This is a genomic window from Rhizobium sp. P1_B8 (assembly GCF_056406515.1).
In genome coordinates, this window is sequence record NZ_JBFTZZ010000020.1 from 71,686 (window position 1) to 96,172 (window position 24,487).

At 61.4% G+C, this 24,487-nt stretch carries 26 protein-coding genes; 7 read left to right on the top strand and 19 right to left on the bottom strand.

What is annotated here, in order from left to right; genetic code table 11:
- Positions 1 to 61: 61 nt before the first annotated feature.
- From AC1D2N_RS23090 to pcsA, 11 genes are all read right to left on the bottom strand, one after another.
- Positions 62 to 847, bottom strand: a complete 786-nt coding sequence (locus AC1D2N_RS23090; protein ID WP_018241996.1) for a FadR/GntR family transcriptional regulator — start codon at positions 845 to 847, stop codon at positions 62 to 64.
- A gap of 16 nt (positions 848 to 863) precedes the next feature.
- Entirely contained in the window at positions 864 to 1,832 is a 969-nt protein-coding gene (gene yjfF / locus AC1D2N_RS23095) for a galactofuranose ABC transporter, permease protein YjfF (RefSeq protein ID WP_065277512.1), read from the bottom strand.
- Complete coding sequence (locus tag AC1D2N_RS23100; protein ID WP_018241994.1) at positions 1,829 to 2,842, bottom strand: ABC transporter permease; 1,014 nt, start codon at positions 2,840 to 2,842, stop codon at positions 1,829 to 1,831. The genes yjfF and AC1D2N_RS23100 overlap by 4 nt, the downstream gene beginning before the upstream one ends.
- The gene (gene ytfR / locus AC1D2N_RS23105; protein WP_018241993.1) at positions 2,839 to 4,362 is read right to left on the bottom strand and encodes a galactofuranose ABC transporter, ATP-binding protein YtfR; all 1,524 of its coding nucleotides are present in this window, start codon (positions 4,360 to 4,362) and stop codon (positions 2,839 to 2,841) included. The genes AC1D2N_RS23100 and ytfR overlap by 4 nt, the downstream gene beginning before the upstream one ends.
- A gap of 230 nt (positions 4,363 to 4,592) precedes the next feature.
- Complete coding sequence (gene ytfQ / locus AC1D2N_RS23110) at positions 4,593 to 5,555, bottom strand: galactofuranose ABC transporter, galactofuranose-binding protein YtfQ (RefSeq protein WP_003559333.1); 963 nt, start codon at positions 5,553 to 5,555, stop codon at positions 4,593 to 4,595.
- A 145-nt stretch (positions 5,556 to 5,700) separates the two neighbouring features.
- On the bottom strand, positions 5,701 to 6,777 hold the full coding sequence (locus AC1D2N_RS23115) for a BMP family ABC transporter substrate-binding protein (RefSeq protein ID WP_018241992.1): 1,077 nt from the start codon (positions 6,775 to 6,777) through the stop codon (positions 5,701 to 5,703).
- Between the two features lie 49 nt (positions 6,778 to 6,826).
- Complete coding sequence (locus AC1D2N_RS23120; RefSeq protein WP_130652372.1) at positions 6,827 to 7,747, bottom strand: ABC transporter permease; 921 nt, start codon at positions 7,745 to 7,747, stop codon at positions 6,827 to 6,829.
- A complete protein-coding gene (locus AC1D2N_RS23125) occupies positions 7,744 to 8,829 on the bottom strand; it encodes an ABC transporter permease (RefSeq protein ID WP_130652371.1) in 1,086 nt (361 codons plus the stop codon). The genes AC1D2N_RS23120 and AC1D2N_RS23125 overlap by 4 nt, the downstream gene beginning before the upstream one ends.
- Positions 8,819 to 10,387 (bottom strand): ABC transporter ATP-binding protein, encoded by a 1,569-nt coding sequence (locus AC1D2N_RS23130; protein ID WP_115157543.1) that lies wholly within the window; start codon positions 10,385 to 10,387, stop codon positions 8,819 to 8,821. Before AC1D2N_RS23130 ends, AC1D2N_RS23125 begins: the two co-directional genes overlap by 11 nt.
- A 39-nt stretch (positions 10,388 to 10,426) precedes the next feature.
- Positions 10,427 to 11,407 (bottom strand): quinone oxidoreductase family protein, encoded by a 981-nt coding sequence (locus AC1D2N_RS23135; protein WP_130652370.1) that lies wholly within the window; start codon positions 11,405 to 11,407, stop codon positions 10,427 to 10,429.
- A 9-nt stretch (positions 11,408 to 11,416) separates the two neighbouring features.
- Positions 11,417 to 12,145: a phosphatidylcholine synthase gene (gene pcsA / locus AC1D2N_RS23140; RefSeq protein ID WP_018069600.1), complete on the bottom strand. Its 729-nt coding sequence runs from the start codon at positions 12,143 to 12,145 to the stop codon at positions 11,417 to 11,419.
- 345 nt (positions 12,146 to 12,490) lie between these two features.
- Between pcsA and AC1D2N_RS23145 the strand changes: the two genes are divergently transcribed.
- The gene (locus tag AC1D2N_RS23145; protein WP_018241987.1) at positions 12,491 to 13,303 is read left to right on the top strand and encodes a ferredoxin--NADP reductase; all 813 of its coding nucleotides are present in this window, start codon (positions 12,491 to 12,493) and stop codon (positions 13,301 to 13,303) included.
- Positions 13,304 to 13,352: 49 nt separating this feature from the next.
- Here AC1D2N_RS23145 and AC1D2N_RS23150 read toward each other — a convergent pair whose 3' ends face one another.
- The 7 genes from AC1D2N_RS23150 to AC1D2N_RS23180 form a co-directional block, all read right to left on the bottom strand.
- Complete coding sequence (locus AC1D2N_RS23150; protein WP_130652369.1) at positions 13,353 to 13,964, bottom strand: GntR family transcriptional regulator; 612 nt, start codon at positions 13,962 to 13,964, stop codon at positions 13,353 to 13,355.
- A 227-nt stretch (positions 13,965 to 14,191) separates the two neighbouring features.
- Positions 14,192 to 14,551 carry a VOC family protein gene (locus AC1D2N_RS23155; RefSeq protein WP_130652368.1) on the bottom strand — a complete coding sequence of 120 codons (360 nt, stop codon included), beginning with the start codon at positions 14,549 to 14,551 and terminating at the stop codon, positions 14,192 to 14,194.
- A 74-nt stretch (positions 14,552 to 14,625) separates the two neighbouring features.
- Positions 14,626 to 15,828: an ABC transporter permease gene (locus tag AC1D2N_RS23160; RefSeq protein ID WP_018241984.1), complete on the bottom strand. Its 1,203-nt coding sequence runs from the start codon at positions 15,826 to 15,828 to the stop codon at positions 14,626 to 14,628.
- Positions 15,818 to 16,534: an ABC transporter ATP-binding protein gene (locus AC1D2N_RS23165; RefSeq protein WP_112903020.1), complete on the bottom strand. Its 717-nt coding sequence runs from the start codon at positions 16,532 to 16,534 to the stop codon at positions 15,818 to 15,820. The genes AC1D2N_RS23160 and AC1D2N_RS23165 overlap by 11 nt, the downstream gene beginning before the upstream one ends.
- A 12-nt stretch (positions 16,535 to 16,546) precedes the next feature.
- Positions 16,547 to 17,839 (bottom strand): efflux RND transporter periplasmic adaptor subunit, encoded by a 1,293-nt coding sequence (locus AC1D2N_RS23170; RefSeq protein WP_113544197.1) that lies wholly within the window; start codon positions 17,837 to 17,839, stop codon positions 16,547 to 16,549.
- A 257-nt stretch (positions 17,840 to 18,096) separates the two neighbouring features.
- Positions 18,097 to 18,471, bottom strand: coding sequence for a GFA family protein (locus AC1D2N_RS23175; RefSeq protein WP_018241981.1), 375 nt, complete (start codon positions 18,469 to 18,471; stop codon positions 18,097 to 18,099).
- Between the two features lie 8 nt (positions 18,472 to 18,479).
- Positions 18,480 to 18,689, bottom strand: a complete 210-nt coding sequence (locus tag AC1D2N_RS23180) for a hypothetical protein (protein ID WP_018241980.1) — start codon at positions 18,687 to 18,689, stop codon at positions 18,480 to 18,482.
- Positions 18,690 to 19,069: 380 nt separating this feature from the next.
- On the opposite strand from AC1D2N_RS23180, the gene AC1D2N_RS23185 reads away from it, so the two are divergent.
- Positions 19,070 to 19,249, top strand: a complete 180-nt coding sequence (locus AC1D2N_RS23185) for a hypothetical protein (protein ID WP_130652367.1) — start codon at positions 19,070 to 19,072, stop codon at positions 19,247 to 19,249.
- A gap of 143 nt (positions 19,250 to 19,392) precedes the next feature.
- Here AC1D2N_RS23185 and AC1D2N_RS23190 read toward each other — a convergent pair whose 3' ends face one another.
- Complete coding sequence (locus AC1D2N_RS23190; protein WP_245484484.1) at positions 19,393 to 19,902, bottom strand: cytochrome c; 510 nt, start codon at positions 19,900 to 19,902, stop codon at positions 19,393 to 19,395.
- Positions 19,903 to 20,242: 340 nt separating this feature from the next.
- Here AC1D2N_RS23190 and AC1D2N_RS23195 point away from each other — a divergent pair, with 340 nt between their 5' ends.
- The 5 genes from AC1D2N_RS23195 (at position 20,243) to AC1D2N_RS23215 (ending at position 24,457) form a co-directional block, all read left to right on the top strand.
- The gene (locus AC1D2N_RS23195) at positions 20,243 to 20,746 is read left to right on the top strand and encodes a cytochrome b (RefSeq protein ID WP_130652365.1); all 504 of its coding nucleotides are present in this window, start codon (positions 20,243 to 20,245) and stop codon (positions 20,744 to 20,746) included.
- A 153-nt stretch (positions 20,747 to 20,899) separates the two neighbouring features.
- Positions 20,900 to 21,313: a hypothetical protein gene (locus AC1D2N_RS23200; RefSeq protein WP_197728259.1), complete on the top strand. Its 414-nt coding sequence runs from the start codon at positions 20,900 to 20,902 to the stop codon at positions 21,311 to 21,313.
- A 93-nt stretch (positions 21,314 to 21,406) separates the two neighbouring features.
- Positions 21,407 to 21,634, top strand: a complete 228-nt coding sequence (locus AC1D2N_RS23205; RefSeq protein ID WP_130652364.1) for a hypothetical protein — start codon at positions 21,407 to 21,409, stop codon at positions 21,632 to 21,634.
- Positions 21,631 to 23,097, top strand: a complete 1,467-nt coding sequence (locus tag AC1D2N_RS23210) for a TolC family protein (protein ID WP_130652363.1) — start codon at positions 21,631 to 21,633, stop codon at positions 23,095 to 23,097. Before AC1D2N_RS23205 ends, AC1D2N_RS23210 begins: the two co-directional genes overlap by 4 nt.
- Before the next feature lie 13 nt (positions 23,098 to 23,110).
- Entirely contained in the window at positions 23,111 to 24,457 is a 1,347-nt protein-coding gene (locus tag AC1D2N_RS23215; RefSeq protein WP_130652362.1) for a multicopper oxidase family protein, read from the top strand.
- Positions 24,458 to 24,487: the final 30 nt, after the last annotated feature.

The window sequence follows — 24,487 nt, forward strand, 5'->3', positions numbered from 1 at the left end:
GTGCTGCAGCGTCCTTTGCGGCTCTCGAAAAGACGCGCGGCGCTATAGATAAGCAAAGCCTTCACAAAGGTGAAATTGCGGCCGAAATCGGCCCTGTGACGGCGTCGGAACCGCGGGCCACGAAGGCTTCGTGCACATGAACGCGGCCATCCAAGATGACGTCCTCCATCGCGCGGCGCGCGGCGGCGTTATCGCCGGAAACGATCGCATCGACGATGCGCATATGGGTGTCGGCGATATTGGCGAAGCCGTTTTCGGTTGGCGGCGTGCTTATGCGGAACATGCCGACGAGAGCCGCTTCGATGAGGCTGCCGAGCGTCCGCATGAAGGGATTGTGCGAGGCTTCGGCGATCGCCAGGTGAAAACGAAGGTCGGCGAGTGCGAGGCTGTCGGCTGTATGACCGGCCGCGGCCATCTCGAGCGCCAGCCCGCGCAGCATCTCGATATCCTCGGCATTCGCCCGCTCGGCGACGAGACCGGCGGCGAAGGGTTCGAAGGCGAGGCGAATATCGTAGAGCTGCAGCAGAAACTCCTCCGTCACGCCGTTGTCGAAGTGCCAGGCGATGATCTCGCTGTCGAACATGTTCCAGAGGTTCTTCTCGGTCACACGCGTGCCGACCCGCGCCTTGGCGACGACCATGCCCTTGGCGGCAAGCGTCTTCATCGTCTCACGCAAGACGGTGCGGGACACTTTGAAACGCTGCGCCAGTTCCGTATCGCCAGGCAGGATCGAGCCAACGGGATAGGTGCCGGCGACGATCGCCTTGCCAAGTTCGTCGACGACCTGGGCGTGGCTCGTCCGGGTTCTGCGCCCCGTCTTGCGTGTCTCGTCCAATTTGTAGCGCAAGCGATCCGTCTCCCCCTCAGGCGTACCTCTTGTTCAGACTGGAAACGAACAGGATGGCTTTCTGCATTAGGATGAATGCAAATAGCAGAAGGCCAATCAGGATCTTGGTCCACCAGCTCGACAGCGTACCGTCGAAGGTGATGTAGGTCTGAATGAGCCCCTGGATCAGGATACCGATCAAGGTTCCCGCCACGAATCCCGCTCCTCCGGTCAGCAGCGTCCCTCCAATGACCACCGCCGCGATGGCATCGAGTTCGACGCCGACTGCTGCAAGAGAATATCCGGCAGAGGTGTACAGCGAAAAAACGATCCCGGATAGGCCTGCAAGAAAGCCCGACAGCGCATAGATCTGGATTGTCGTGCGTCCGACCGGCACGCCCATCAGCCGCGCCGTCTGCGTGCCGCCGCCGAGTGCATAGACGTTGGTGCCGAAGCGGGTGCGCTGGGCGATGAAGATGCCGACCGCAAAGACCAGAAGCATGATGCCGCCGATCAGCGTCAGCCGCCCGCCGCCGGGGAGACGGTAATAGAGGCTCGTCAGCGTCGAATAATATTCGTGATCGATCGGAATGCTGTCGATCGAGAGCACGAAGGCCATGCCGCGTGCCAGGAACATGCCGGCAAGCGTGACGATGAAGGCCGGCATTTCCAGATAGTGGATGATCGCGCCCATGATACCGCCAAAGGCAGTCGTGATGACGAGCACGATCGCAAAGGCGAGCAGCGGATGGATCGCGGTTTTCTGCAGGATCACCGCGAGGAACACGCCGGTAAAGGCAATGACCGAGCCGATCGACAGATCGATGCCGCCCGAAATGATGACGAAGGTCATGCCGACGGCGGCGATGCCGAGAAAGGCGTTGTCGGTCAATAGATTGCCGATGACGCGCGTCGACAGAATGTTCGGATATTGCAGCGCGCATCCAGCATAGGCGAGCACGAAGATGACGATGGTCGCAAGCAGCGGCAGGTATTTGGAGTTCATTTCGGCTGCTCCCTTCCGCCCTGCCGGCGGCTGGCGAAGATGGCGAGCGATTGCACCGCAGGCGACTGGATGACGAGGATGACGATAATGATGACGGCCTTGATGATCAGGTTGAATTCAGGCGGGAAGCCGGCGGACAGGATGCCGGTATTCACCGCCTGGATGATCATCGCGCCGATCAGCGATCCGAGAATGCTGAAGCGACCGCCGAGCAGCGAATTGCCGCCGACGACGACGGCCAGGATCGCGTCGAGTTCCAGCCATAGGCCGGCATTGTTGGCATCCGCGCCCTTGATGTCGGCTGCGACGATGATGCCCGCAATCGAGGCACAGATCCCGCTCAGCATATAGACCGCCATCAGCAGCACCGGCGTTTGAATGCCGGAGAGCGTGCTGGCGCGGCGATTGATGCCAACGGCCTCGATCAGCATGCCGAGCGCCGTGCGGCGGACAAGCAGGATGACGAGCAGGCCGACGAGAAGCCAGATGACGACAGGCATCGGTAGAAGCAGCAGCGAACCGCTGCCGAAGAAGGTCAGCCCGTCATCGTTGAAGGTCAGGATGGCGCCTTCGGTGATCAGCTGGGCGATGCCGCGGCCGGCCACCATTAGCACCAGCGTGGCGATGATCGGCTGGATATTGAGGACTGCCACCAGGAACCCGTTCCAGACGCCGCAGGCAAGCCCAATCGCAAGTGTCAGGATAATGGTGTAGGCAACTGAATTTCCTGAAACAATCGACGATGCGGCGACGGCGCCGCAGATCGCGATGACCGCACCGACGGACAGGTCGATGCCCTTGGTGGCAATGACCAGCGTCATGCCGATCGCCAGCAGCGCCACCGGCGCGCCGCGGTTCAGCACATCGATCAGGCTGCCATAGAGCCGGCCATTCTGAACAACGACATTAAAAAACTGCGGTGACGTGATGAAATTCAACAAAAGAATGACAACGAGCGCAATCAATTGCGGCGCCAGGCGATATGCCAGCGCTTTCACGGAGGACCTCATGCATCCTCCATCTTGTGTTCGGCGGCGGCAATGGCTTCGACGATGCCGGCAGCGGTGATACGCTCGCCTGTCAGTTCAGCGATATGCTGTCTGTCGCGAAGTACGATGACACGTGAACTATAGGCGACAAGCTCTTCAAGTTCCGAGGAAATCACGATCAGCGACATGCCGCCGGCACAGAGCTCTTCGATGAGCCGGATGATCTCGGCATGGGCGCCGACATCGATGCCGCGGGTCGGCTCGTCGAGGATCAGAAACTTGGGATTGGTCGCCAGCCAGCGGGCGAGGATCGCCTTCTGCTGATTGCCGCCGGAGAGCAGCCGGATAGGCTTCTCGCGATCGGTGGTGCGGATATCGAGCGCCTTGATGTAGCGGTCGGCAAGCGTATTCTGTTCGGCGCGCGAGAGCGGCCGCGTCCAGCCGCGGCGAGCCTGCAGCGCAAGTGCGATGTTCTCCCTGATCGACAGGTCGCCGATGATGCCATCGGTTTTGCGGTCCTCGGGGCAGAAGCCGAAACCCTTTGCGATCGCGGCGCGCGGACTCGAAAGCGTGACCGGCTGGCCGTCGATCGTGGCGCTGCCGCTGTCGGCATGCTCGATGCCGAAAAGCAGTTCGGCGGTTTCGGTGCGGCCGGAGCCGAGCAAGCCGGCAACACCGACCACCTCTCCGGCGCGCACCTCAAGGTCGAATGGTTTGACCTTGCCGCGTTTGCCGTAGCCTGCGAAACGATATCGGACCTCGCCTGCCGCGAGGCTGTGTTGCTTGACCGTCTCCTCGACATGCGCCAGTTCGCGACCGAGCATCATGGCGATCAGGCCCTGGCGCGGCAGATCGGCGACCTCGCGGGTGCCGACGAGCTTGCCGTTGCGCAGCACGGTAATGCGGTCGCTGATCGCATAGACCTGCTCGAGAAAATGGGTGATGAAGACGATGCCCAGGCCGCGCTTCTTGAGGTCTTCGATGATGCGGAAGAGCAGCGCCACCTCCTGATTGTCGAGACTTGCAGTGGGCTCATCGAGGATCAGCACCTTGCCTGAAAGATCAACGGCACGGGCGATGGCAACCACCTGCTGGACGGCGACGGAGAAACGGCCAAGTTCGGCGGTGACGTCGATATCGACGCCATAGCCGGCGAGCAGATCGCGTGCCTTGCGGTTCATCGAACGCACGTCGGTCATGCCGAACCGCCTTGGCTGGCGTCCGAGAAAGAGGTTTTCAGCGACGCTCAGATTGGAAAGGAGATTGACCTCCTGATAGACCGTGCCGATACCGAGCTTCTGGGCGGCGAGCGTATTGGCCGGATTGATTTCCTGGCCGTCCAGCGTCAGGCTGCCCTCGTCGCGATGATAGGCGCCGGTGATGCACTTGATCAGCGTCGACTTGCCGGCACCGTTTTCGCCCAGCAATGCGTGCACCTCGCCTCTGCGGAGCGTGAAATCGACCTTATCCAGCGCCACTGCGCCGGGAAAGAATTTCGATATTCCGGAGGCCGCGAGAACGTTCTCGAAATCGTGAATCATAAGGGTCTGTTTTCCTGATATTGACGGCAAAAGCCGCGCCGCGGCCGGACATGACGTCCCAAGGCGGCAAAGGCAGTTCCGCACCGGTCCATGACGGGCCGGTGCGGTTCTACAGCGCCGCCTGTGTCTTTCGAGACGCATAAGGACGCTGTAGCGCTTTGAATTGCTGCATGATTTTATCCCGAAATCGAGTTCCGATTTAAGGAATTATGCAGCGGTGTCACATCAGATCAGTAGCCCTGACCCTTCTTCTCTTCGTAGACCTTCATCGGTTCGTCGGCAGGCGTGTAGAGCTTCGACTCAGTCTGGATCCACTTGGCCGGAGCCTTCTTGTCCTTCAGATAGGCTTCGAGCGCATCGAAGGCCGGACCTGCCATATTCGGTGTCAGCTCGACCGTGGCATTGGCCTCGCCTTCGGACATCGCCTTGAAGATATCGGGCACGGCGTCGATGGAGACGACGAGGATATCCTTGCCGGGCTTCAGGCCGGCTTCCTTGATCGCCTGGATGGCGCCGACGGCCATGTCGTCGTTATGGGCGTAGAGAGCGCAGATATCCTTGCCGCCATTCTCGGCCTTCAGGAAGCTTTCCATGACTTCCTTGCCCTTGGTGCGGGTGAAGTCACCGGTCTGGCTGCGAACGATCTTGAGGTTGTCGTGGCCGGCAAGCGCCTCTTCGAAGCCCTTCTTGCGGGCGATGGCCGGCGACGAGCCGGTGGTGCCCTGAAGTTCGACGACATTGCACTTCTTGTCGCCGACGGTCTTGACCAAGAAGTCGCCTGCGACTTTGCCTTCATGGACCAGGTCTGACGTCACCGCCGTCAGGTAGAGATCGTCGGGAGCCTTGATGGTACGGTCGAGAAGGATGACCGGAATCTTGGCTTCCTTGGCTTCCTTGAGAACGTCGTCCCAGCCGGTTTCGACGACCGGAGCAATGAGAATGGCATCGACGCCCTGAGCAATGAAGGAGCGCAAAGCCTTGATCTGGTTTTCCTGCTTCTGCTGCGCATCGGCAAACTTCAGATCGATGCCGCGCTTCTTGGCCTGCTCCTTGGTCACAGTCGTTTCAGCCGCACGCCAGCCCGATTCCGAGCCGATCTGCGAGAAGCCGACAGTGAGGCCGGCGGCCGAAGCAGAACCGAACATGCAGGCAGCCAGAATCGTGGCACTCAAAAGTGCAGTCTTCAATTTCATGATTTCCTCCCAATGCCGCATCTCGCGGCGCAGGGTCAAAAAATCATATAGTATTACTTTTGTAAATCGGAATCTTGGGATGCATTGCAGCAAAAAAAGAGCGCCCACAGGGGCGCTCTTCGCATCTGCGAGACAGCTTGCGGGATTATTTGCCCGGCAGCTTGTCGTCGACGCCTTCGATGTAGAAGTTCATGCCGAGCAAAGTGCCGTCATCGGCCTTCTCGCCGGCCTTCAGCCAGGGCGTGCCGTCCTGCTTGTTGATCGGCCCGGTAAAGGGATGCAGCTCGCCTGATTTGATCTTGGCTTCGGTTTCCGAGGCGAGTTTCTTCACATCGTCGGGCATGTTGGTATAAGGCGCCATCGTCAAGATGCCGTCCTTCAGGCCGTCCCAGCTCTGCTCGGACTTCCAGGTGCCGTCGAGAAGCGCCTTGACGCGCTTGGAGTAGTAATTGCCCCAGGTGTCGATGATCGCAGTCAGCTGGACATTCGGGCCGGCCTTGATCATGTCGGAAGCTTGGCCGAATGCCTTGACGCCGCGTTGTTCGGCGACCTGCATCGGAGCCGTGGTGTCGGTGTGCTGGGCGAGGATATCGACGCCCTGGTCGATCAGCGCCTTGGCGGCGTCAGCTTCCTTGCCCGGATCGAACCAGGTATTGACCCAGATGACCTTCATCTTGAAGTTCGGGTTGACCGACTTGGCACCGGCTTCGAAGGCATTGATGCCCATCACCACCTCAGGGATCGGGAAGGTGGCGATATAGCCTGCCGTACCGGTTTTCGAGAGCTTGCCGGCGATGATGCCGCTGATATAGCGACCTTCATAGAAGCGCGAATTGTAAGTCGCGACGTTGTCGGCGGCCTTGAAACCGGTCGCATGCTCGAACTTCACCTTCGGGAATTTCTTGGCGACGGCAACGGTGGCGTCCATGTAGCCGAAAGACGTGGTGAAGATCAGCGAGCAGCCGGAGCGGGCCATGCGCTCAATGGCGCGTTCCGCATCCGGGCCTTCCGGGACGCTTTCGAGGTAGGGCGTCTCGATCTTGTCACCGAATTCCTTCTCGACCTGGAGGCGGCCGTTCTCATGGGCCTGCGTCCAGCCGCCGTCGGTGCGGGTGCCGACATAGACGAAGCAGACCTTGGTCTTGTCGGCGGCCTCGGCGGCCGAGCCGATGCTCAGGACGAGGGCAGCGGTTGCTGCGAGAGCAAGTGCTAGTTTTTTCATTTTGATCCCTGTTGGTTGGAAGTTTCGAAACCCGTCTTTTTGTTGTTGCTCACCGGTCGGGCACAAAGGCCTTGCCGAGCGATGCCGGCGTATTGATCAACGTCGTGCGTCGATTATGCGAGATGATGATGAGGACCACAACCGTCGCCGCGTAGGGCAGCATCGATAGGAACTGCGAGGGAATGCCGATACCGAAGGCTTGCGCATGCAACTGAAGGATCGTCACCGCGCCGAAGAGATAACCACCAGCCAGCAGACGCCACGGCCGCCAGGAGGCGAAGACCACCAGCGCGAGTGCGATCCAGCCGCGCCCGCCCGACATGTTCTCGGTCCATTGCGGCGTATAGATCAGCGATAGCTGCGCGCCGGCAAGGCCCGAGCAGGCGCCGCCGAACATCACGGCGAGGTAGCGCATGCGGATGACATTGATGCCGAGCTCATGTGCGGAGGCGTGATTATCGCCGATGGCGCGGATCTTCAGGCCGGTGCGGCTCCTGAACAGGAACCAGTTGACGGCGATGACGAGCAGGATCGACAGGTAGAAGATCAGATCCTGCTTGAAGAGGACCGTCCCGATATAGGGAATGGCTGAAAGTACCGGGATTTCGATCGGCAGCAGCCGGATGCCGGGGGCGCCGACGAAGGCTTCGCCGAGCATGCCGGAAGCGCCGAGGCCGAGGATCGTCAGCGCAAGGCCTGTTGCCACCTGATTGGCGACGAGCGTCAACGTCAGGAAGGCGAAGAGCCAGGAAAACAGCGCACCGCTGACGATGCCCCCGACAATGCCGATATAGGCCGAACCGGTGAGCTGTGCCGCAGCAAAGGCGCCGACCGCACCCATGATCATCATGCCTTCGACACCGAGATTGAGAACGCCGGAGCGCTCGGTCACCAGTTCACCGAGTGCTGCGATGACGAGCGGTGTGGAGGCGGTGATGACCGTCAGCAGAATGGCTTCGAAGATGCTCATGCCGCCCTGCCCCTTAGCCGCGACCAGACAATGCGGATTTTGTAATAGATCAGCGTATCACAGGAGAGCACGAAGAAGAGCAGCAGACCCTGGAAGACGCGGGTGACCTTGTCGGAAACGCCGAGCGAAAGCTGTGCTGCCTCGCCACCGAGATAGGTCAACGCCAGCACCAGGCCGGATGCGATGATGCCGAGCGGATTGAGGCGGCCGAGGAAGGCGACGATGATGGCGGTGAAGCCGTAGCCCGGCGAGATCGCCGGCTGCAAATGGCCGATCGAGCCGGAAACCTCGCTGATGCCGGCAAGCCCGGCAAGCGCGCCCGAAAAGAGAAAGCTGAACCAGATCATCTTCTTGGGGGAGAAACCGGCAAAGCGCCCTGCCCGCTCCGATTGGCCGAGCACGACGATCTCAAAGCCTTTCAGCGTATAGCGCAACATGAACCAGACGCCGATTGCGGCGACAATGGCGAAGATGAAGGCCCAATGGGCCCGGCCCGATTCCTCCCAGATCGCCGGCAGCACCGCTTCCGGTGCGAAATCGCGCGAGACTGGAAAGTTGAAGCCCTTCGGATCGCGCCAGGCGCCGCGGATCAGCCAGTCAAGGAAGAGCTGGGCGATATAGACCAGCATTAACGACGTCAGGATCTCGTTGGTATTGAAATGCGCCTTCAGCAGCGCCGGAATGGCGGCGAAAAGCGCACCGCCGAGCGCACCAAGGATCAGCATCAGCGGCAGCACGAGCGGCGAATGCCAGTCGTAAAAGACGATCGGCAGATAGGAGCCGGTGATGGCGCCGATGGTGAACTGGCCTTCGGCGCCGATATTCCAATTGTTCGAGCGATAACAGACGGCCAGGCCGACGGCGATCAGGATCAGGGGCCCGGCCTTGATCGCCAGCTCGTGCAGCGACCAGACCTCGAGCAGCGGCTCGATGAAGAAGGCGTCAAGTGCCTCGACCGGGTCCTTGCCGAGCATGGCGAACATGATGGCGCCGAATACCAGCGTCAGGACAAGGGCAAGCAGCGGCGAGACGAAGGCGAAGAGCTTCGAGACGTCGGGCCGTTTTTCAAGTTCAATGCGCATGGGGCGCCTCCGGGCGAGAGCTGCTCTCGTGCAGGCCGCCCATCAGCAGTCCGATCCTTTCCCGCGTCAGTTCGCCGGCCGGAAACGGGTGGGAAAGACGGCCTTCGCAGATGACGGCAATATCGGTCGCCACTTCGAAGATCTCGTCGAGATCCTGGCTGATGACGACGACAGCCGAACCAGCTCTTGCGAGATCGACGAGCGCCTGGCGAATGCGGCTTGCAGCCCCGGCATCGACGCCCCAGGTCGGCTGGTTGACGACGAGTACTGCGGGCTGGCGGTCGAGCTCGCGGCCGACGATGAACTTCTGCAGATTCCCCCCGGACAGGGAGCCGGCGGCCGGATCATCGCCGCTCTTGCGGACATCCATGGCCTCGGAGATGCGCCTTGCGGCAGATTTCACCGCCGCATGGCGGATGATGCCGAGCAGGCCCAGGAACGCCTTGCGGTCCGACTGGCTGCGGGCAAGGACGAGATTGTCGGACAATTTCATGGCGGAGACGGCGGCATGGCCGTGGCGCTCCTCCGGCACGAAGCCGGCGCCGAGAAGACGGCGAGCGGTAATGCCCTGATTGCCCACGTGCTTTTTGCGGATGACGATCGCCTCGGCCGAAGCAACCGGATATTCGCCGGACAGAGCGTCGAAGAGTTCACTCTGCCCATTGCCCGCGACACCGGCGATGGCGAGGATCTCGCCCGAGCGCACCGCCATCGACACATCGCGCAGCGGCATAGCGAAGGGCGTGCGGGCTGCGACGGAAAGGTTGGCAACGGCAAGCTGCACCTCGCCCTTGTCGCTGCGCTCCGGATGCGTCACGGTCGCCACCTCGCTGCCGACCATCATGCGGGCGAGCGAGGCCGGCGTTTCATGCTTGGGATCGCAGGCGCCGGTCACACGGCCATGGCGCAGCACGGTGGCGCGATCGCAGATGCGCTGCACCTCCTCCAGGCGGTGGCTGATATAAAGAACCGAACGCCCCTCGGCGCGCAGCTTGAACAGCGTCTCGAACAGCTTGTCGGCCTCCTGCGGCGTCAGCACCGAGGTCGGCTCGTCGAGGATAATGAGTTTCGGGTTCTGCAGCAGTGCGCGGACGATCTCGATGCGCTGGCGTTCGCCGACCGAGAGATCGGCGACATGGGCATGCGGATCGAGCGGCAGGCCGTAGGCGACCGACAGCGCCCTCGCCTCCTCGGCGATTTTGTCGATCGGGATAGCGTCATCGAGCGACAGCGCGATGTTTTCGGCAACCGTCAGCGCCTCGAACAGCGAGAAATGCTGGAAGACCATGCCGATGCCGAGCTTGCGGGCCTCCCCCGGCGAGGCGATCGCAACCGGCTGGCCCTGCCAGAGGATATGCCCGCCCGTCGGATCGAGAACGCCGAACAGCATTTTCACCAGGGTGGATTTGCCTGCACCGTTTTCGCCGAGAAGCGCATGAATTTCGCCCGGCGCTATATCGAGATCGATTTCATTGCAGGCTGCAAAGCTTCCGAAGAACTTCGTCAGCTTCTGAACCGATAATAACGCACCGGAATCCGGCACATTCAATGGCGACACGTTCCCCTCATTTCTTCTGCCAACCGGTCCGTTCGGATCTCATGGAATCAGCAGCGTCGTTCCTGTTGTTTTTCTTGTTTCCAGATCCGCGTGAGCCTGCCCAACCTCACGTAACGGATAGGTTTGATTGATATTGATACGCACTTTGTTGCTTTGCACAATATCAAATAGCGCTTTCGCACTGTCGATCAGTTCCTGGCGCGCGGCGATGTAGGTGAAGAGCGTCGGCCGCGTCGCAAAGAGCGAGCCTTTCTGCGCCAGTGCCGCAAGGGTGAAATTCTCGATCGGCCCGGAGGATTGACCGAAGGAGGCAAAAAGGCCGCGCGGCTTCAGGCAATCGAGCGACTGTGGAAAAGTATCGCGGCCGATCGAATCGTAGACGACATCGACGCCCTTGCCACCGGTGATTTCGCGGACACGGCCGACGAAATCTTCGCTCTTGTAGTTGATCACATGGTCGTAGCCATGGGCGAGCGCCAGCCCGATCTTGTCTTCGGAGCCCGCCGTGCCGATGACGGTGGCGCCGAGCGCCTTTGCCCATTGGCCGGCGATCAGGCCGACGCCGCCGGCAGCGGCGTGGAACAGCAGGACCGTCTGCGGGCCGACCTTGAAGGTGCGGTTCAAGAGATATTCGGCGGTCATGCCCTTCAGCATCATCGCCGCTGCCGTTTCGAGCTCTATGCCGTCAGGCACAAGCACCAGATGCCGCGTCTCGATATTGCGCTCAGCGCTATAGGCGCCGTCTGCGCCGGCGTAGGCAACACGGTCGCCGACCTTGAAACCCTCGACGCCGGGGCCGACCGATGTCACGGTCCCGGCGCCTTCCTTGCCGGTGACGAAGGGCAGATGCGGGGTCTTGTAGGTGCCGTTGCGGAAATAGACGTCGATGAAATTAAGCCCGACCGCCGCCTGCCTGATCTGCACTTCGCCCGCCGAGGGTGGCGGAAGATCGATCTCGACATAGTCGAAAACCTCCGGCCCGCCCGTCCTCGAAAATGAAACCGCCTGCGTTTTGGTCATCTGCCTATCCTAAGCTTCGCGTCCAAGGGCGGGGAAGAATTGCAACACCGCGCCGATGACGTAAAGATAGATTCCGGTCACGATAAAGAGAATGAGCGCCCATTCGGGCGTGTCGAAATGCATCAGTAGCGAAAAAATGCCGAGCGCCGACCACAGGAAAAAGACGCCGAGGTTGAGCGGGCGCAGCCTTTTGACCCGAACCGGGTGGAGGAAATTGATCGGCAGGAAGGTCAGCACCACCGAGACGATGACCACAGTGAGCGCCGTCGTGGCGCTGGCATCGATGACGAACAGCGTGAAGACGATCATGTTCCAGACGACAGGGAAGCCGGAGAAGAAATACTCGTCCGTCTTCATGCCCATATCGGCATAGTAGATGGCGCTGGAGACGACGATCATGCCGGCGGCGACGAAGGACCAGGGCTCGCCGATCATGCCGCTCTGATAGAGCGCGAAGGCCGGCAGAAGCACATAGGTGACGTAATCGATGATATTGTCGAGCGTATCGCCCGACCAGTTCGGCAGCACTTCCTTGACGCGCACCTTGCGGGCGATCGGCCCGTCTATGCCGTCGACGAGAAGGGCGAGGCCCAGCCACCAGAACATGTCGATGAAGCGGTGTTCGGCGGCGGCAACGACGCCGAGAAAGGCAAGGAAGGAGCCGGATGCCGTCAGGATATGGACGGAAAAGGCGCGCATCTCCGCATAAGGAACACGCTTGTAGTTGAAAATCTTCATATTCCCCCGACCGCCCTATCGCGCTCGCCCCGGCAAGCATCTTTTTTCGCCACCATCGCCGAACCCTATTGCTGAATCGGGTTCGACGCCGTAGGTCTTTGTTGTCGCACCATTTTTGCCGAAAACCGGCATCCGTTTCCGGCGTGCTGCTCTAATATGCATCCTTTGCCGGGCTTCGCCAGCGGGAAATACGACATTCCCCGCCAGCCATTGAATCCTGACAATGACATGCATATTTCCCTTTAGAAGCGTCGCGTGGAATGGAATGCCTTTAATTCCGGCCCGATTTGTAATATCTCGCTTGCATCCGACTGTTCATCCGACGAAACGGGATCCGCTACCGAAATGAACGCGCCTGCAAAGACCGAAGACTTCGCCTTGTCCATCCCCGCCGGCGTCTATGCCGAGACGGTGCTCGATGTCACGCACTATACCGACCGGCTCTTCCGCTTCACGATGACCCGGCCGCAGGGCTTCCGTTTCCGTTCCGGCGAATTCGCGATGATCGGCCTGATGGTCGAGGGCAAACCGGTCTTCCGCGCCTATTCGATCGCCAGCCCCGCCTGGGCCGAGGAGCTTGAATTCTTCTCGATCAAGGTACCGGACGGTCCGCTCACCTCACATCTGCAGGCGATCAAGCCGGGCGACCAGGTACTGATGCGCAAGAAGCCGACGGGCACGCTGGTGCTTGACGCGCTGACGCCCGGCCGTCGTCTCTACATGTTCTCGACGGGAACGGGCATTGCGCCTTTCGCCAGCCTGATCCGCGACCCCGAGACCTATGAGAAGTTCGAGGAAGTCATCCTCACCCATACGACACGTGATGTCGCCGAGCTGAAATATGGCTTCGACCTCGTGCACGAGATTCAGAATGACGAGCTGCTGAAGGAAGTCGTCGGCGACAAGCTGCGCCACTATCCCACAGTCACGCGCGAGGATTTCGAATATCGCGGCCGCATCACCGACCTGATCTCCTCCGGCAAGCTGTTCACCGATCTCGGCGTGCCGCCGCTCGATCCGGAAATCGACCGCGGCATGATCTGCGGTTCCTCGGCGATGCTGAAGGATACCAAGGAACTGCTCGAAAAGGCCGGCCTCGACGAAGGCGCCAACAGCAAGCCCGCCGAATTCGTCATCGAGCGCGCTTTCGTCGGCTGACGCTTTCCGACAATCAGATCTGACAACGGCTCCGGAAACGGGGCCGTTTTTATTTGCGGGCGAGATAGTCGATCAGCACCGCCATGGCGGCGCGTGCTTCATCCGGCCCCTGGTGGATGGCGCGGATGACGGCGACGTGCAGCGCGATGGCGCGATCCATTCGCTCCGGGCTTGCGGTGGAGTACCAGAGGCGACGTGAATGCGTCTGCACCGGGCCGAGTGCTGCCGTGATGAAGCCGTTCGGGCAGGCATCCTCAAGGATTTCGTCGAAAGCCTTGTCGGCGGCGAAGAAGCCGGCGAGATCGCCGGTGACGGCGCATTCCTCCATCGCGCGGGCGCAGTCGTTGAGACGCGCGCGCTGCTCGTCGCTCGCATGTTCGGCGACCAGGCTTGCCGCGATCGGCTCCAACTCGCGGCGCACCTGCATGACGTTGCCGTGATCGTCAGGTGCGATTTCGGCCACCTGCAGCCCGACGCGCGGCTTGACCAGGATCAACCCTTGCCAGGCAAGCTTCTGGATCGCCTCGCGCACTGGCGTACGCCCGTGGCCGGCCATATCGATCAACTGCTTTTCGGTGACGAGCGCACCGGGCTTCAGCGCCAGCGTCACGATCAGATGCTCCAGCGCGAGATAGGCAAGATGGCTCTGTGACGTCTGCATGCGGAGATCCGTCGCCTCAAACTGATATATCACATTGTGGCACGGTCAAAAACCGAAGACAAGTCGGCACTGAATATCAGAATAGAGACAGATAGATAACATAGTGAGGCTGCCGAAAACCGGCGAGGCATTGACGTCACCGTGATGAAGGCTCGTGCCACCCGCCCCGGCCTACTGACGCACACCGCCTCGCCTATGTCATCAGGCCGGCCGGCACTACCCCTCGGTCACCCCTTGCGGAACGCCCGGCTGGAAACCGAGATCGAATTTTGACACGGGTCTTTTGCATTGGCGAACAGATAGCCATCGGCTTTATGGATGGCACCGAACTCCAGGCCATTCTCCGCGCATCGCCTGCAAAAGGCCTCGACATCCTCTACGTCGAAGACCAGCTTGACGATGGATTGGCCGCTCCGCTGCCCCTTGGCGGCCCGGTGCAGCATGATATTCGCACCGCCGTCCTGAGCGATGAGTTCAATGATCCTGTCGCCAGGCAGGCTGGTCGCCTTGAAACCAAAGTGCTTCTCATAAAAGCGCGCCGTTTCCTCGACATTCCCAGCGTAGATCACCAGTCTGCTGAGCGGCATGATGCCAGCCTCCGATAGCGCTTGCGTTCGATTAACAGGAGTAGAGGGACATCACGCGTTTTGCCACGGCGCATTTATTCGTGTCGCAGCGCCTCGATGGGGTTCAACTGCGCTGCCCTTCTCGCCGGGAAATAGCCGAAGATCATGCCGATCGCCGCGGAGAAGAGGAAGGCGACGGCGACCATCAGCGGGCTGAAGACGAAGGGGACTTTCAGCAGCGTCACAGCGCCGAAGCCGAGGCTCAAGCCCAGCACGATGCCGGTGATGCCGCCGAACAGCGACAGTGCCACCGCTTCGACCAGGAACTGGGTGAGCACCTGGCTTTCCAGCGCGCCGATCGCCAGGCGGATGCCGATCTCGCGGGTGCGCTCGGTGACGGAGACCAGCATTATGTTCATGATGCCGATGCCGCCGACGAGCAGGCTGATCGCAGCGACGGCGCCGAGCAGGCCGGTCAGCAGCGTCGTCGTGCCGGTCATCGCCTCGGCGATCTGGGTCATGTCGTTGACGTTGAAATCGTCCTGGCGGCCGGGCACGATCTTGCGGCGCTCGCGCAGGAGATTTTCGACATCGGACTGCACCTTGGCTGTGGAGACGCCGTCGCGCGCCGAGATGATGATCTGCGGCACGTTGCTGTTGCCGCTGATGCGCCGCTGAAACACCTTGACCGGCATGATGACGACATCGTCCTGGTCGTTGCCCATGCCGGACTGACCACGCTTGGCAAGCACGCCGATGACGGGGCATGAGACCTTGCCGACGCGGATCTGCTGGCCTGTGGGGTCGGCGCTGCCGAAGAGCTGCGAGCGCACCGTCTCGCCGATGATGCAGCGCGCCTGGCCGCGTTCCTCGGCGGGCAGGAAATTGCGGCCGAGCGCCAGATTCCAGTCCTGTGCGATGAAATAGTCATTGGTGGTACCGGAGACGCTGGTCGAATGGTTCTGGCCGCCGAAAATGACGGTCGCTGTGGACTGGTTGAGCGGCGCCACGGCCCTGAGGCCGCCGATCTGGTCGCGGATAGCCGCGACGTCCTTGACGCTGAAGCGCTTGGCCTCGGAGCTCGCCCGGCCGGGGCCGAACTGGCCGGGGCGGACGAACAGCATATTGGTGCCAAGCCGCGACAGCTCGGTCGAGACTTGCGCGGTGGTGCCGTTGCCGATCGTCACCAGCGCGATGACGGCGGCAACGCCGATGACGACACCGAGCACGGTCAGAAACGAGCGCAGCATGTTGCGGCTGATGGCCCGCAGCGCCAGCTTCAGCGTCTCAAAGAACATGATCCGCCCTCCTCCGGTGCTCGACTTCAGTCTCCAGCTTGCCGTCGACGAAACGCAGCAGCCGCTGGGCATAGGCGGCGATATCGGGCTCATGGGTGACCATGACGATGGTGATGCCCTGCTCGCGGTTCAGCCGCGTCATCAGATCCATGATCTCGACGCTGGTCCTGGTGTCGAGATTGCCTGTGGGCTCATCGGCCAAGAGCAGTGCCGGCTCGGTGACAATGGCGCGGGCGATAGCGACGCGCTGCTGCTGGCCGCCGGACAGTTCCTGTGTCTTGTGATGTTCGCGCCCGGTGAGACCGACCAGCGCCAGGGCTTCGCGGGCCCGCTCGCGTCGCTCGCGCACCGCCATGCCGCGATAGATCAGCGGCAGCTCGACATTTTCGACGGCCGAGGTGCGCGACAGGAGGTTGAAGCCCTGGAAGACGAAGCCGAGCATGTGGCGGCGCAGCAGCGTCAGCTGGCTGCGGTCGAAGCCGCTGGTCGGAATGCCTTCGAAGATGTAGTCGCCGGCGCTCGGCACGTCGAGGCAGCCGAGAATGTTCATCGCCGTCGACTTGCCGGAGCCAGACGGCCCCATGATCGCGACGAATTCATGGGCGTTGATCGCAAGGTCGACGTGGTCGAGCGCGCGGATCGCCGCCTCACCCTCGCCGTAGATTTTCGAGACCTGTCTGAATTCGATGAGCGGCGGGCTTGCCATCCGTCTCTCCGCCTAGTTCGCACGCGTCGTGGCGTCGGTCACCAGTGCGTCGTTTTCCTTGATGTCGCCGGAGACGACCTGGGTGAACTGGCCGTCGGATGAGCCGACCTGGATGACAACAGGCGCCGGGCGACCATTGCGCAGCACCCAGACACGACGCTCAGCGCCCTTCAGCGCCGGGCCGGCATTGTTGTTGCGCTGGCGTGGCGGGCCGAAGATTCCGAAAATGCCGCGGCCGCGCCTTTCCGCCTGCGCCGGGGCGTAGCGCAGCGCAGCGTTCGGCACCATCAGCGTATCCTTGACGGCCTCGACGGTGACGTCGGCCGTCGCCGTCATGCCGGGGCGCAGCAACAGATCGGCATTGTCCACGGATAGAACCGCCTTATAGGTCACGACATTGTTGACCACTTCGGAGGCGAAGCGGATCTGCTCGATCTCGGCGGGAAAGCTCCGGTCGGGATAGGCGTCGACTGTGAATTTCGCCTTCTGGCCGACAGCGATCTGGCCGACATCGGCCTCGTCGACATCGACCTGCAGCTCCATCTTCTTCAGGTCGCCGGCAATGGTGAAAAGGATCGGCGCCGACAGCGAGGCTGCGACCGTGGCACCGGGATTGACGGAGCGGGTGAGGATGACGCCGTCGATCGGCGATATGATCTTCGCCTTGGCGAGATTGACTTCGGCAAGCTGCAGGTCGGCCTCCGAGGCAAGGACCTCGGCCTCATTGATCTGTTTGGCGGCGACGGCGGAATCATATTTGTAGCTGGCGTCGTCGAGGCTCTGCTGGGTGGAGACGTTGCTCCTGACCAGGCTTTTCAACCGCTCGAGCGAGGTGCCTGCCGATTGCATATCGGCATTGGCCTTGACGACGTTCGCCTTGGCCGAATTGAGCTTGGCGCGCGAACTCTTCACATCCGCCTCGAGCTTGTTGGTATCGAGGAGAGCGAGCACTTCGCCTGATTTGACCGTGCTGTTGTAATCGACATTAACGTCGCGAACCGTGCCGGAAAGCTCGCTTGATATATCCACCTGCTCGGTCGGCTGCACGGAGCCGGTGGCGGTGACCAGCACCGTCAGGTCGCCGCGTTTTGCTGGCTGGGTATCATAGCTCAATTCGCTTTGCCCACGGCCCATATAGAAATAAGCGGCGACTGCGGCAGCAGCGATGAGGATCAGCAGGATGATCAGGCGTCCGCGCCAGCGGCTGCGCTTGCCCTGCCGTCCCGATGCCGCAAGGACTGCGGCGAGATCGGACGCTGCGCCTGTCTTTGCTCCGGTTTCGCTGCCGCTTACGATTTTGTTCATGTCGTCCTCAATCAGTCAGTGGCCGCTTGCGGCCTCTGCGGCGAAATAATCACAACGCAGATGAACCGGCGATTAGCACTGCCGCCGAACTGGCACGGAATTGCAGATGGGTGAAATGAAATATTGGTAAGGAAAGTCAAGTTTCGGTGCGACTGAGCATGTCGCGCAAAACTGTGCAGCGGTTTTGCGATCACGACATGCGGAAAATCAAAGATCTAAAGCGCGGCAAGCTCGATCGCGACGCGCTTTAGCGCCGGTCAGTTCGCATCCTCGGCAAATTGGGCCGCGCCGGGCAACGGATGCAACCACGGTTCACGCCGCTTGATCCAGACCTCATAGCTAGGCGCAAGGTCGGTCGGTGGAGTGTCTAGGGACCCCAGGCGGAGTTCCGCCTCATCTTCCCGGAGGCAGAAAAGCCTGCCGCCGCAGACGGGGCAAAAGCTGCGGCCGGCGAAGGTGGCGATCTCGCCGCTGTGGGAGAAAGCCTGACGCGGCCAGACCGCGAAGAAGACGAAGGCGGAGCCGCTCGATTTGCGGCAATCGGCGCAGTGGCAGAGGCCGGTGCGAAGCGGCTCGCCTTCCACCCTGTAGGCGACCGCCCCGCAAAGGCAGCTTCCGGTTCGGATCCCCATGGCGCCCGTCAGGCGTCGAGATTGGTCGGCAGGCCCGGTGGGCGCCGCTTTGCCGCCATCAACAGGTCAAGTTCGGTGGCGGACGGGCCGAACTTCTCGTAGAGGCGCTTTGCCTCCTTGTCGTCGAGCCGATATTTCCTGGCAAATTCGCCGATGCTATAGGGGCGGCCACGCAACACTCTCCGCGCCGGGGTCGCCGTATTCGGTGCGTCGGTCATGGTTTTCTCCTTTTCGTCAGGTATCTTTTAAGCTAGAGCGACCCGTCGATTTGGAAAGAGCCCGCAAGCCGCATTGAGGCTTCAGGCATGAATGGATGCGGTTGTTTTCCTGGAACCTTTTCGCCGAGATGCGCATTTTTTGATCGAGGTTGCGGGCCGCGCCAAGCGGACGCGGCGGTGCTGGAGAACATCGGGATTTTTCCGCTTTCTCCCGGTGGCCAACGCAATGGCAGGCGAGCTCCCTACCCGCCCGGTTCGTTTCCTCATCCGGTTCTTTTCGAGCGGAGATCACGAAATATTAAAATGCGGAACGCATGCGCCGGAGCGAGGTTTTCCCATTGAGGTCGACGTGGCCTCGTTCAACAACCAAGGAGAACCGAATGGCAAACCAAGGTGGATCCCATGAACAGCACGTCAAGGCTGGGCAGCAGAGTCACAAGAACGACTCCAATGCCCGCGACGCCTCAGCCGGCCGCGACGCGCAGTCCAGCGGAACCCGCGGCGGCAGCCATGAACAGCATGTGAAGGCTGGTCAACAAAGCCACAAGAACAGCCACTAAAGCTGTTCTGTTATGAATTCGGCTCGCGCTTCGGCGCGGGCTTTTCTTTGTCGAGTCGCTACAATGGGTCGACCGCCTCTAACCGCCGATCTTTCCTCAATGAATATTCGGGCGCAGACAATTCCAATCGCGAGTGGCCGCCGTCATTCCATCCTGAACCGGGTGTGGCAGGTCGTGCAGGTCTGTAGCATGAGGTGGAACGCGTGTTCCGCCGCCATCGTCGACAGTTCGTGCTCGTTGCGGACGTGGGTGCCAAAGGGACCGCCGCCCATCGCCTCTCCGGGCTTCATGCGCATGCTTGCAGTCATCGGCCCTGGGTTCTTCTGCGCGGCGGCATCCAGCGCGACGGCGTAGTCGCGCAAGTCGTTGGCGATGCGGTCGAACCGGTCGCGCTCCTTCAGAATGTTCGGTCCGGCCTTCGACTGCCGACCGTCGGCCGCGGACGCGAAATGTGCAGAGAGAACGCCTCCAGCCCTGTCGCGGATGGTGTCGGCCGCCCATTTGAACTCGCTGGCCTTGTAGGTCGTCGAATCCTTGAACATGCCGGAGATCGTTTTTGCCGCTGCGGCCATGGCTTTCATGTCCGCCTGCCGAATGGCGACAACGTCCTCCTCGGCGGAAACCATGGCCGCCGTCATCAGGACCGCCGCCATGAAGGCGAACAGTCTGAATTTGCTGCTGTCAGCTGCTAATCTCATCGACGCCGCCTGGATTGGTGACCATGATGCTGCAACGGATATCCGTCTTTATCTGGGCAGCAAGAGGGCGAATGCGCGGCGCGTCAGGCGGCCATCTTCTCATAGCTCTCGGCGCAATCGCGACAGGCGTCGACGCAACTCTACATATCGCCGGCCCGTTTTCAGTCCTTGGCACAGTCGGCGCGGATTTTGACGCATTCCCGGCTTCCAATAGACTCAGATCTTTTGGCAACCGAGCGATGAGAAAGCATTAACTGCCGCCGGTTAGTCTGCGCCTCTCGCTCGGAGAGGATCGATGAAGAGTGGCTACTCGCGCGCCCAGATAGGACTCCACTGGCTCGTCGCCTTCATGGTGCCGGTTCAGTATCTGACCGGCGGCAGCATCGAGAGAACCCACCACGCCGTCCACATGGGTCTCACACCGTCCTATTGGGACGTCGTCCAGCACCAGCTTCACAACTATGCGGGAATGGTGATCGGCCTGCTGATGGGCGTGCGGCTGGTTCTTCGTCTCCTTCAACCGCCCGAAACCAACGGGCCGAATTCATGGGCCGGGCGAGCCGCGAAGGCGCTTCACTACGGCTTCTACGCCGCAATCATCGGACAGGCCTGCATGGGGTTCGTCGCGAGCTATCTCTCGTTCGCCATCGCGCCGTATCACGTAATCGGGTCGAAGATTATCTTGGCGATGGTCGCGCTGCACCTCGCCGCAGCGGCCTGGCACACGCTGGTCGCCCGCGACGAGACGGTCGACCGCATGGTGTTCTCGCGCCGGAAGCGGTCAGCCGAGAATTTCTAGGGTGGCCAGCGTCAGCACGACATAGCGGCCGGTCTTGGCGGCGAACACAGGGATCGTGAACGGGATGATGTTCGTGCCACATAAAGGACTCGAACATTGACGACAGGTGAGTTGCAATTGAAATCGAGCTGCTTTGCATGTAGTTCGAGGAGCATGGGCAAGATGTACCGAATCGCAATGAGCAGGCTGCTCGTGATGATGCGGCTGGTGATGATCGTATCACTGGCGGGGTACTCGCTGTCGAACGCCAGCGCCGCCATGCATGGCTCCTCGTTCCCCGAAATGGCAGCGGCCGTGTCAGAAACCGATGCCATGCAGCATCACGATGGCCATGACATGACGAAGATGGCTGTCCATGACCACTCCCAAGGCGAGGCCAGCGGTGACGCCGATGGCGTATCGAAGCCCGTCAAGCAAGAGTGCTGCAAGGATTTCTGTGGCGGGCTCGGCATTATTTGTGAAGGCCAGGACGTCGGCGGACCGGTCGTAACCTCGATCCGGCAGTTCATCGACGACCGGACGACCCTTGGCGAACTGCCGACCCTCAACCGTCCCCCGAATATCTGAATAGAGACGCACCCGCTTGATCGGGTCTAGTCGGACGCTTGCCTGCTTCTGGGCGAGCGCGCCGTAGGCTATCTCCTATTCGGATATTTCAAAATGAAACCCTCGCTTTTCGTGGTGGGGCTGCCGCTTGTTACCGGCGGCTGCGCATCCACGCTTCCTCCCGACGTGGTGGCATTTCCCACCGCGGTCATTCAGCCGTCCGCGCTTCCGCCGGCATACAGGTCGCCGATCACAGGTTACGTCGCCCGCCAGCCGGTCGATCCCAAACCCTGGCGCAGACAGAACGATCTGCAGTCTCCCATGAATGGAGACGGCTCATGATCGGCACCACAAGACTGATCGCGGCGCTGGCATTCCCGCTCGCGTTGAGCGGCTGCGTTACAGGCGCCGACTATTCCCGCAAGGAGGCGGGCTTCACCTCCGTTGCCAACAAAACCGCTACGGTCACGGCGAAAGAGACCGTCTGGATCCAAAACCAGAACCAGGCGCGATCGGCGGCCGCGCAGGTCAAAGGCCTGCTTGCTCGAACGAAGCCTCTCGACGTCGAGACGGCCGTCCAGATCGCGCTGCTCAACAACAAGGGCCTCCAGGCCGCCTATGCCGATCTGGGCGACAGCGCCGCCGACGCCTGGCAGTCGACGATGTTCATCAATCCGACCGTCTCCATCGGCACGACAGGCATGGGGACGCCGGAGCTGGGGGCGTTCAAAACGATCGAAGGAATGCTCACGACGAACATCCTGGCGCTCGCGACGAGGAACCGGGACGTGGCGATCGCCGACACCCGCTTCCGGCAGGCGCAGTTGACCGCTGCAGTGAAGACACTCCAGGTCGCCGCTGACACCCGGCGCGCCTGGATCGGTGCGGTCGCGTCATGGGAGAATGTCGGGCAGCTCCAGCACGCCCAGGCGGCTGCCGACGCAGCCTCGGAACTCGCCGAGAAACTCGGCGAGACAGGCGCGATGGCCAAGGGCGCCCAGGCCCGTGAACATGTGTTCGTCGCCGAGCTCGCCGGAGAAACGGCAAAGGCCCGGCTGGCGGCCCGTCTCGCCAAGGAGGATCTAACGCGGCTGATGGGCCTCTGGGGCTCCGATCTGGACTACCAGGTCCCGAACAGCCTGCCGCCGCTCCCCAAGTCCGTCGTCAGACGCGACACCATCGAGGCCGAAGCCCTCAGGAACCGCATCGACCTGCAGATTGCTAAGCTCGACCTCGAGGCCACTGCCAGATCCTACGGCCTCACCGAGGCGACGCGCTATGTGACCGACCTCGAGATCCTGACCGGTTTCGAAACGGAACGCGAAATCGAGGACGACGAGACGAAAACGAGGACCACTGCGCAGGTCGAGCTTGAGTTCGCCATCCCGATCTTCGACACCGGCAAGGCCCGGATGCGCAAGTCCGAGCTGGCCTACATGCGGGCGGCGAACCTGCTGGCCGAAAAAGCCGTCAACGTCCGCTCGGAAGCACGCTCCGCCTACGAGGCTTACCGCTCGCACTACGATATCGCGCGACACTACCGCTACAACGTCGTGCCGCTGCGCACCAAGGTCGAGGAGGAATCCCTGCTGACCTACAACGGCATGATCTCGAACACCTTCGAGCTGCTGACGGACACCCGCGACAAGATCAACTCCACCCTGCTTTCCGTCAACGCGAAGCGAGATTTCTGGCTGGCCGAAGCCGATCTGGCGCCTGCGATCTACGGCGGCGGCGCGACGAAGGCGGCGGCAGAGACCGAGGTCGCCGCTGTTTCCGAAAGCAGCGCTGGCGGCGGTCATTGAGAAAGGACACACCATGTTCAACAGACGACAACTTTTTGGCGCCAGCGCTGCTCTGCTCACCACAGCCGCCTGGACGAAGACCTCGGCAATGGGTCTGCCCGAGGCCCCGACGATGGAATCGGCCGACATGCAGCCGCCGCTCCTCCCTACCTCCGGCCCGGACTATCAGCCGGTCGTCACCCTGAACGGCTGGACCCTGCCGCACAGGATGAACAATGGCGTCAAGGAGTTCCACCTCGTCGCCGAACCGGTCGAACGCGAGATGGCGGACGGCATGACCGCCTATCTGTGGGGCTACAACGGACAGTCACCGGGACCGACGATCGAGGCTGTCGAGGGAGATCGCGTCCGCATCTTCGTCACCAACAAGCTGCCGGAGCACACGACGATCCACTGGCACGGCATGATCCTGCCGTCGGGCATGGACGGCGTCGGCGGCCTGACGCAGCCGCACATTCCAGTCGGCAAGACCTATGTCTACGAGTTCGACCTCGTGAAATCCGGCACCTTCATGTACCACCCGCATTCCGATGAGATGGTGCAGATGGCGATGGGCATGATGGGTTTCTTCGTGATCCATCCGAAAGATCCCAAGTTCATGCGCGTCGACCGGGACTTCGTCTTCCTGCTCAACGCCTACGACATCGACCCCGGCTCCTACGTGCCGCGGATCATGGAGATGACCGACTTCAACATGTGGTGCTGGAACAGCCGCGTGTTCCCGGACATCAGCCCTCTTGTCGTGTCCAGGAATGACCGGGTACGCGTCCGCGTCGGCAACCTGACGATGACCAACCATCCGGTCCACATGCATGGCTACGATTTCGAAGTGACCTGCACCGACGGCGGCTGGGTGCGGCCGGAAGCGCGGTGGCCGGAGGTGAGCATCGACATCCCCGTCGGCGCGATGCGTGCCTACGAGTTCGACGCCAAGTATCTCGGCGACTGGGCGATCCACTGCCACAAATCGCACCACACGATGAACGCGATGGGTCACGACATCCCGACCTTCATCGGGGCTGACAAGTCCAAGGTTGCCGAGAAGATCAGGAAGCTGCAGCCGGATTACATGCCCATGGGCACCAAGGGCATGGCCGACATGGGCGAAATGGAAATGCCCATCCCCGAAAACACCGTCCCGATGATGACCGGCTGGGGCCCGCACGGCCCCATAGAGATGGGCGGCATGTTCTCGGTCGTCAAGGTCCGCGAGGGCATCTCGGCAGACGATTACTCAGATCCCGGCTGGTACGAAAACCCGCCCGGAACGCAGGCCTGGGAGTGGACCGGAGAACTTCCGGACGCGACCAAGGCCAAAGACGCGGAAACGCAAATCACGCCGAAGCCGACAAACGGCTGAGGTCCAATCTCAACATCGAAAAGGAATTAC

Coding starts and splice junctions, on each gene's coding strand:
- yjfF (WP_065277512.1), bottom strand. CDS start 1,832: ATGAACTCCAAATACCTGCCGCTGCTTGCGACCATCGTCATCTTCGTG.
- AC1D2N_RS23100 (WP_018241994.1), bottom strand. CDS start 2,842: ATGAGGTCCTCCGTGAAAGCGCTGGCATATCGCCTGGCGCCGCAATTG.
- ytfR (WP_018241993.1), bottom strand. CDS start 4,362: ATGATTCACGATTTCGAGAACGTTCTCGCGGCCTCCGGAATATCGAAA.
- ytfQ (WP_003559333.1), bottom strand. CDS start 5,555: ATGAAATTGAAGACTGCACTTTTGAGTGCCACGATTCTGGCTGCCTGC.
- AC1D2N_RS23115 (WP_018241992.1), bottom strand. CDS start 6,777: ATGAAAAAACTAGCACTTGCTCTCGCAGCAACCGCTGCCCTCGTCCTG.
- AC1D2N_RS23120 (WP_130652372.1), bottom strand. CDS start 7,747: ATGAGCATCTTCGAAGCCATTCTGCTGACGGTCATCACCGCCTCCACA.
- AC1D2N_RS23125 (WP_130652371.1), bottom strand. CDS start 8,829: ATGCGCATTGAACTTGAAAAACGGCCCGACGTCTCGAAGCTCTTCGCC.
- AC1D2N_RS23135 (WP_130652370.1), bottom strand. CDS start 11,407: ATGACCAAAACGCAGGCGGTTTCATTTTCGAGGACGGGCGGGCCGGAG.
- pcsA (WP_018069600.1), bottom strand. CDS start 12,145: ATGAAGATTTTCAACTACAAGCGTGTTCCTTATGCGGAGATGCGCGCC.
- AC1D2N_RS23145 (WP_018241987.1), top strand. CDS start 12,491: ATGAACGCGCCTGCAAAGACCGAAGACTTCGCCTTGTCCATCCCCGCC.
- AC1D2N_RS23150 (WP_130652369.1), bottom strand. CDS start 13,964: ATGCAGACGTCACAGAGCCATCTTGCCTATCTCGCGCTGGAGCATCTG.
- AC1D2N_RS23155 (WP_130652368.1), bottom strand. CDS start 14,551: ATGCCGCTCAGCAGACTGGTGATCTACGCTGGGAATGTCGAGGAAACG.
- AC1D2N_RS23160 (WP_018241984.1), bottom strand. CDS start 15,828: ATGTTCTTTGAGACGCTGAAGCTGGCGCTGCGGGCCATCAGCCGCAAC.
- AC1D2N_RS23165 (WP_112903020.1), bottom strand. CDS start 16,534: ATGGCAAGCCCGCCGCTCATCGAATTCAGACAGGTCTCGAAAATCTAC.
- AC1D2N_RS23170 (WP_113544197.1), bottom strand. CDS start 17,839: ATGAACAAAATCGTAAGCGGCAGCGAAACCGGAGCAAAGACAGGCGCA.
- AC1D2N_RS23175 (WP_018241981.1), bottom strand. CDS start 18,471: ATGGGGATCCGAACCGGAAGCTGCCTTTGCGGGGCGGTCGCCTACAGG.
- AC1D2N_RS23180 (WP_018241980.1), bottom strand. CDS start 18,689: ATGACCGACGCACCGAATACGGCGACCCCGGCGCGGAGAGTGTTGCGT.
- AC1D2N_RS23185 (WP_130652367.1), top strand. CDS start 19,070: ATGGCAAACCAAGGTGGATCCCATGAACAGCACGTCAAGGCTGGGCAG.
- AC1D2N_RS23190 (WP_245484484.1), bottom strand. CDS start 19,902: ATGGCGGCGGTCCTGATGACGGCGGCCATGGTTTCCGCCGAGGAGGAC.
- AC1D2N_RS23195 (WP_130652365.1), top strand. CDS start 20,243: ATGAAGAGTGGCTACTCGCGCGCCCAGATAGGACTCCACTGGCTCGTC.
- AC1D2N_RS23200 (WP_197728259.1), top strand. CDS start 20,900: ATGGGCAAGATGTACCGAATCGCAATGAGCAGGCTGCTCGTGATGATG.
- AC1D2N_RS23205 (WP_130652364.1), top strand. CDS start 21,407: ATGAAACCCTCGCTTTTCGTGGTGGGGCTGCCGCTTGTTACCGGCGGC.
- AC1D2N_RS23210 (WP_130652363.1), top strand. CDS start 21,631: ATGATCGGCACCACAAGACTGATCGCGGCGCTGGCATTCCCGCTCGCG.
- AC1D2N_RS23215 (WP_130652362.1), top strand. CDS start 23,111: ATGTTCAACAGACGACAACTTTTTGGCGCCAGCGCTGCTCTGCTCACC.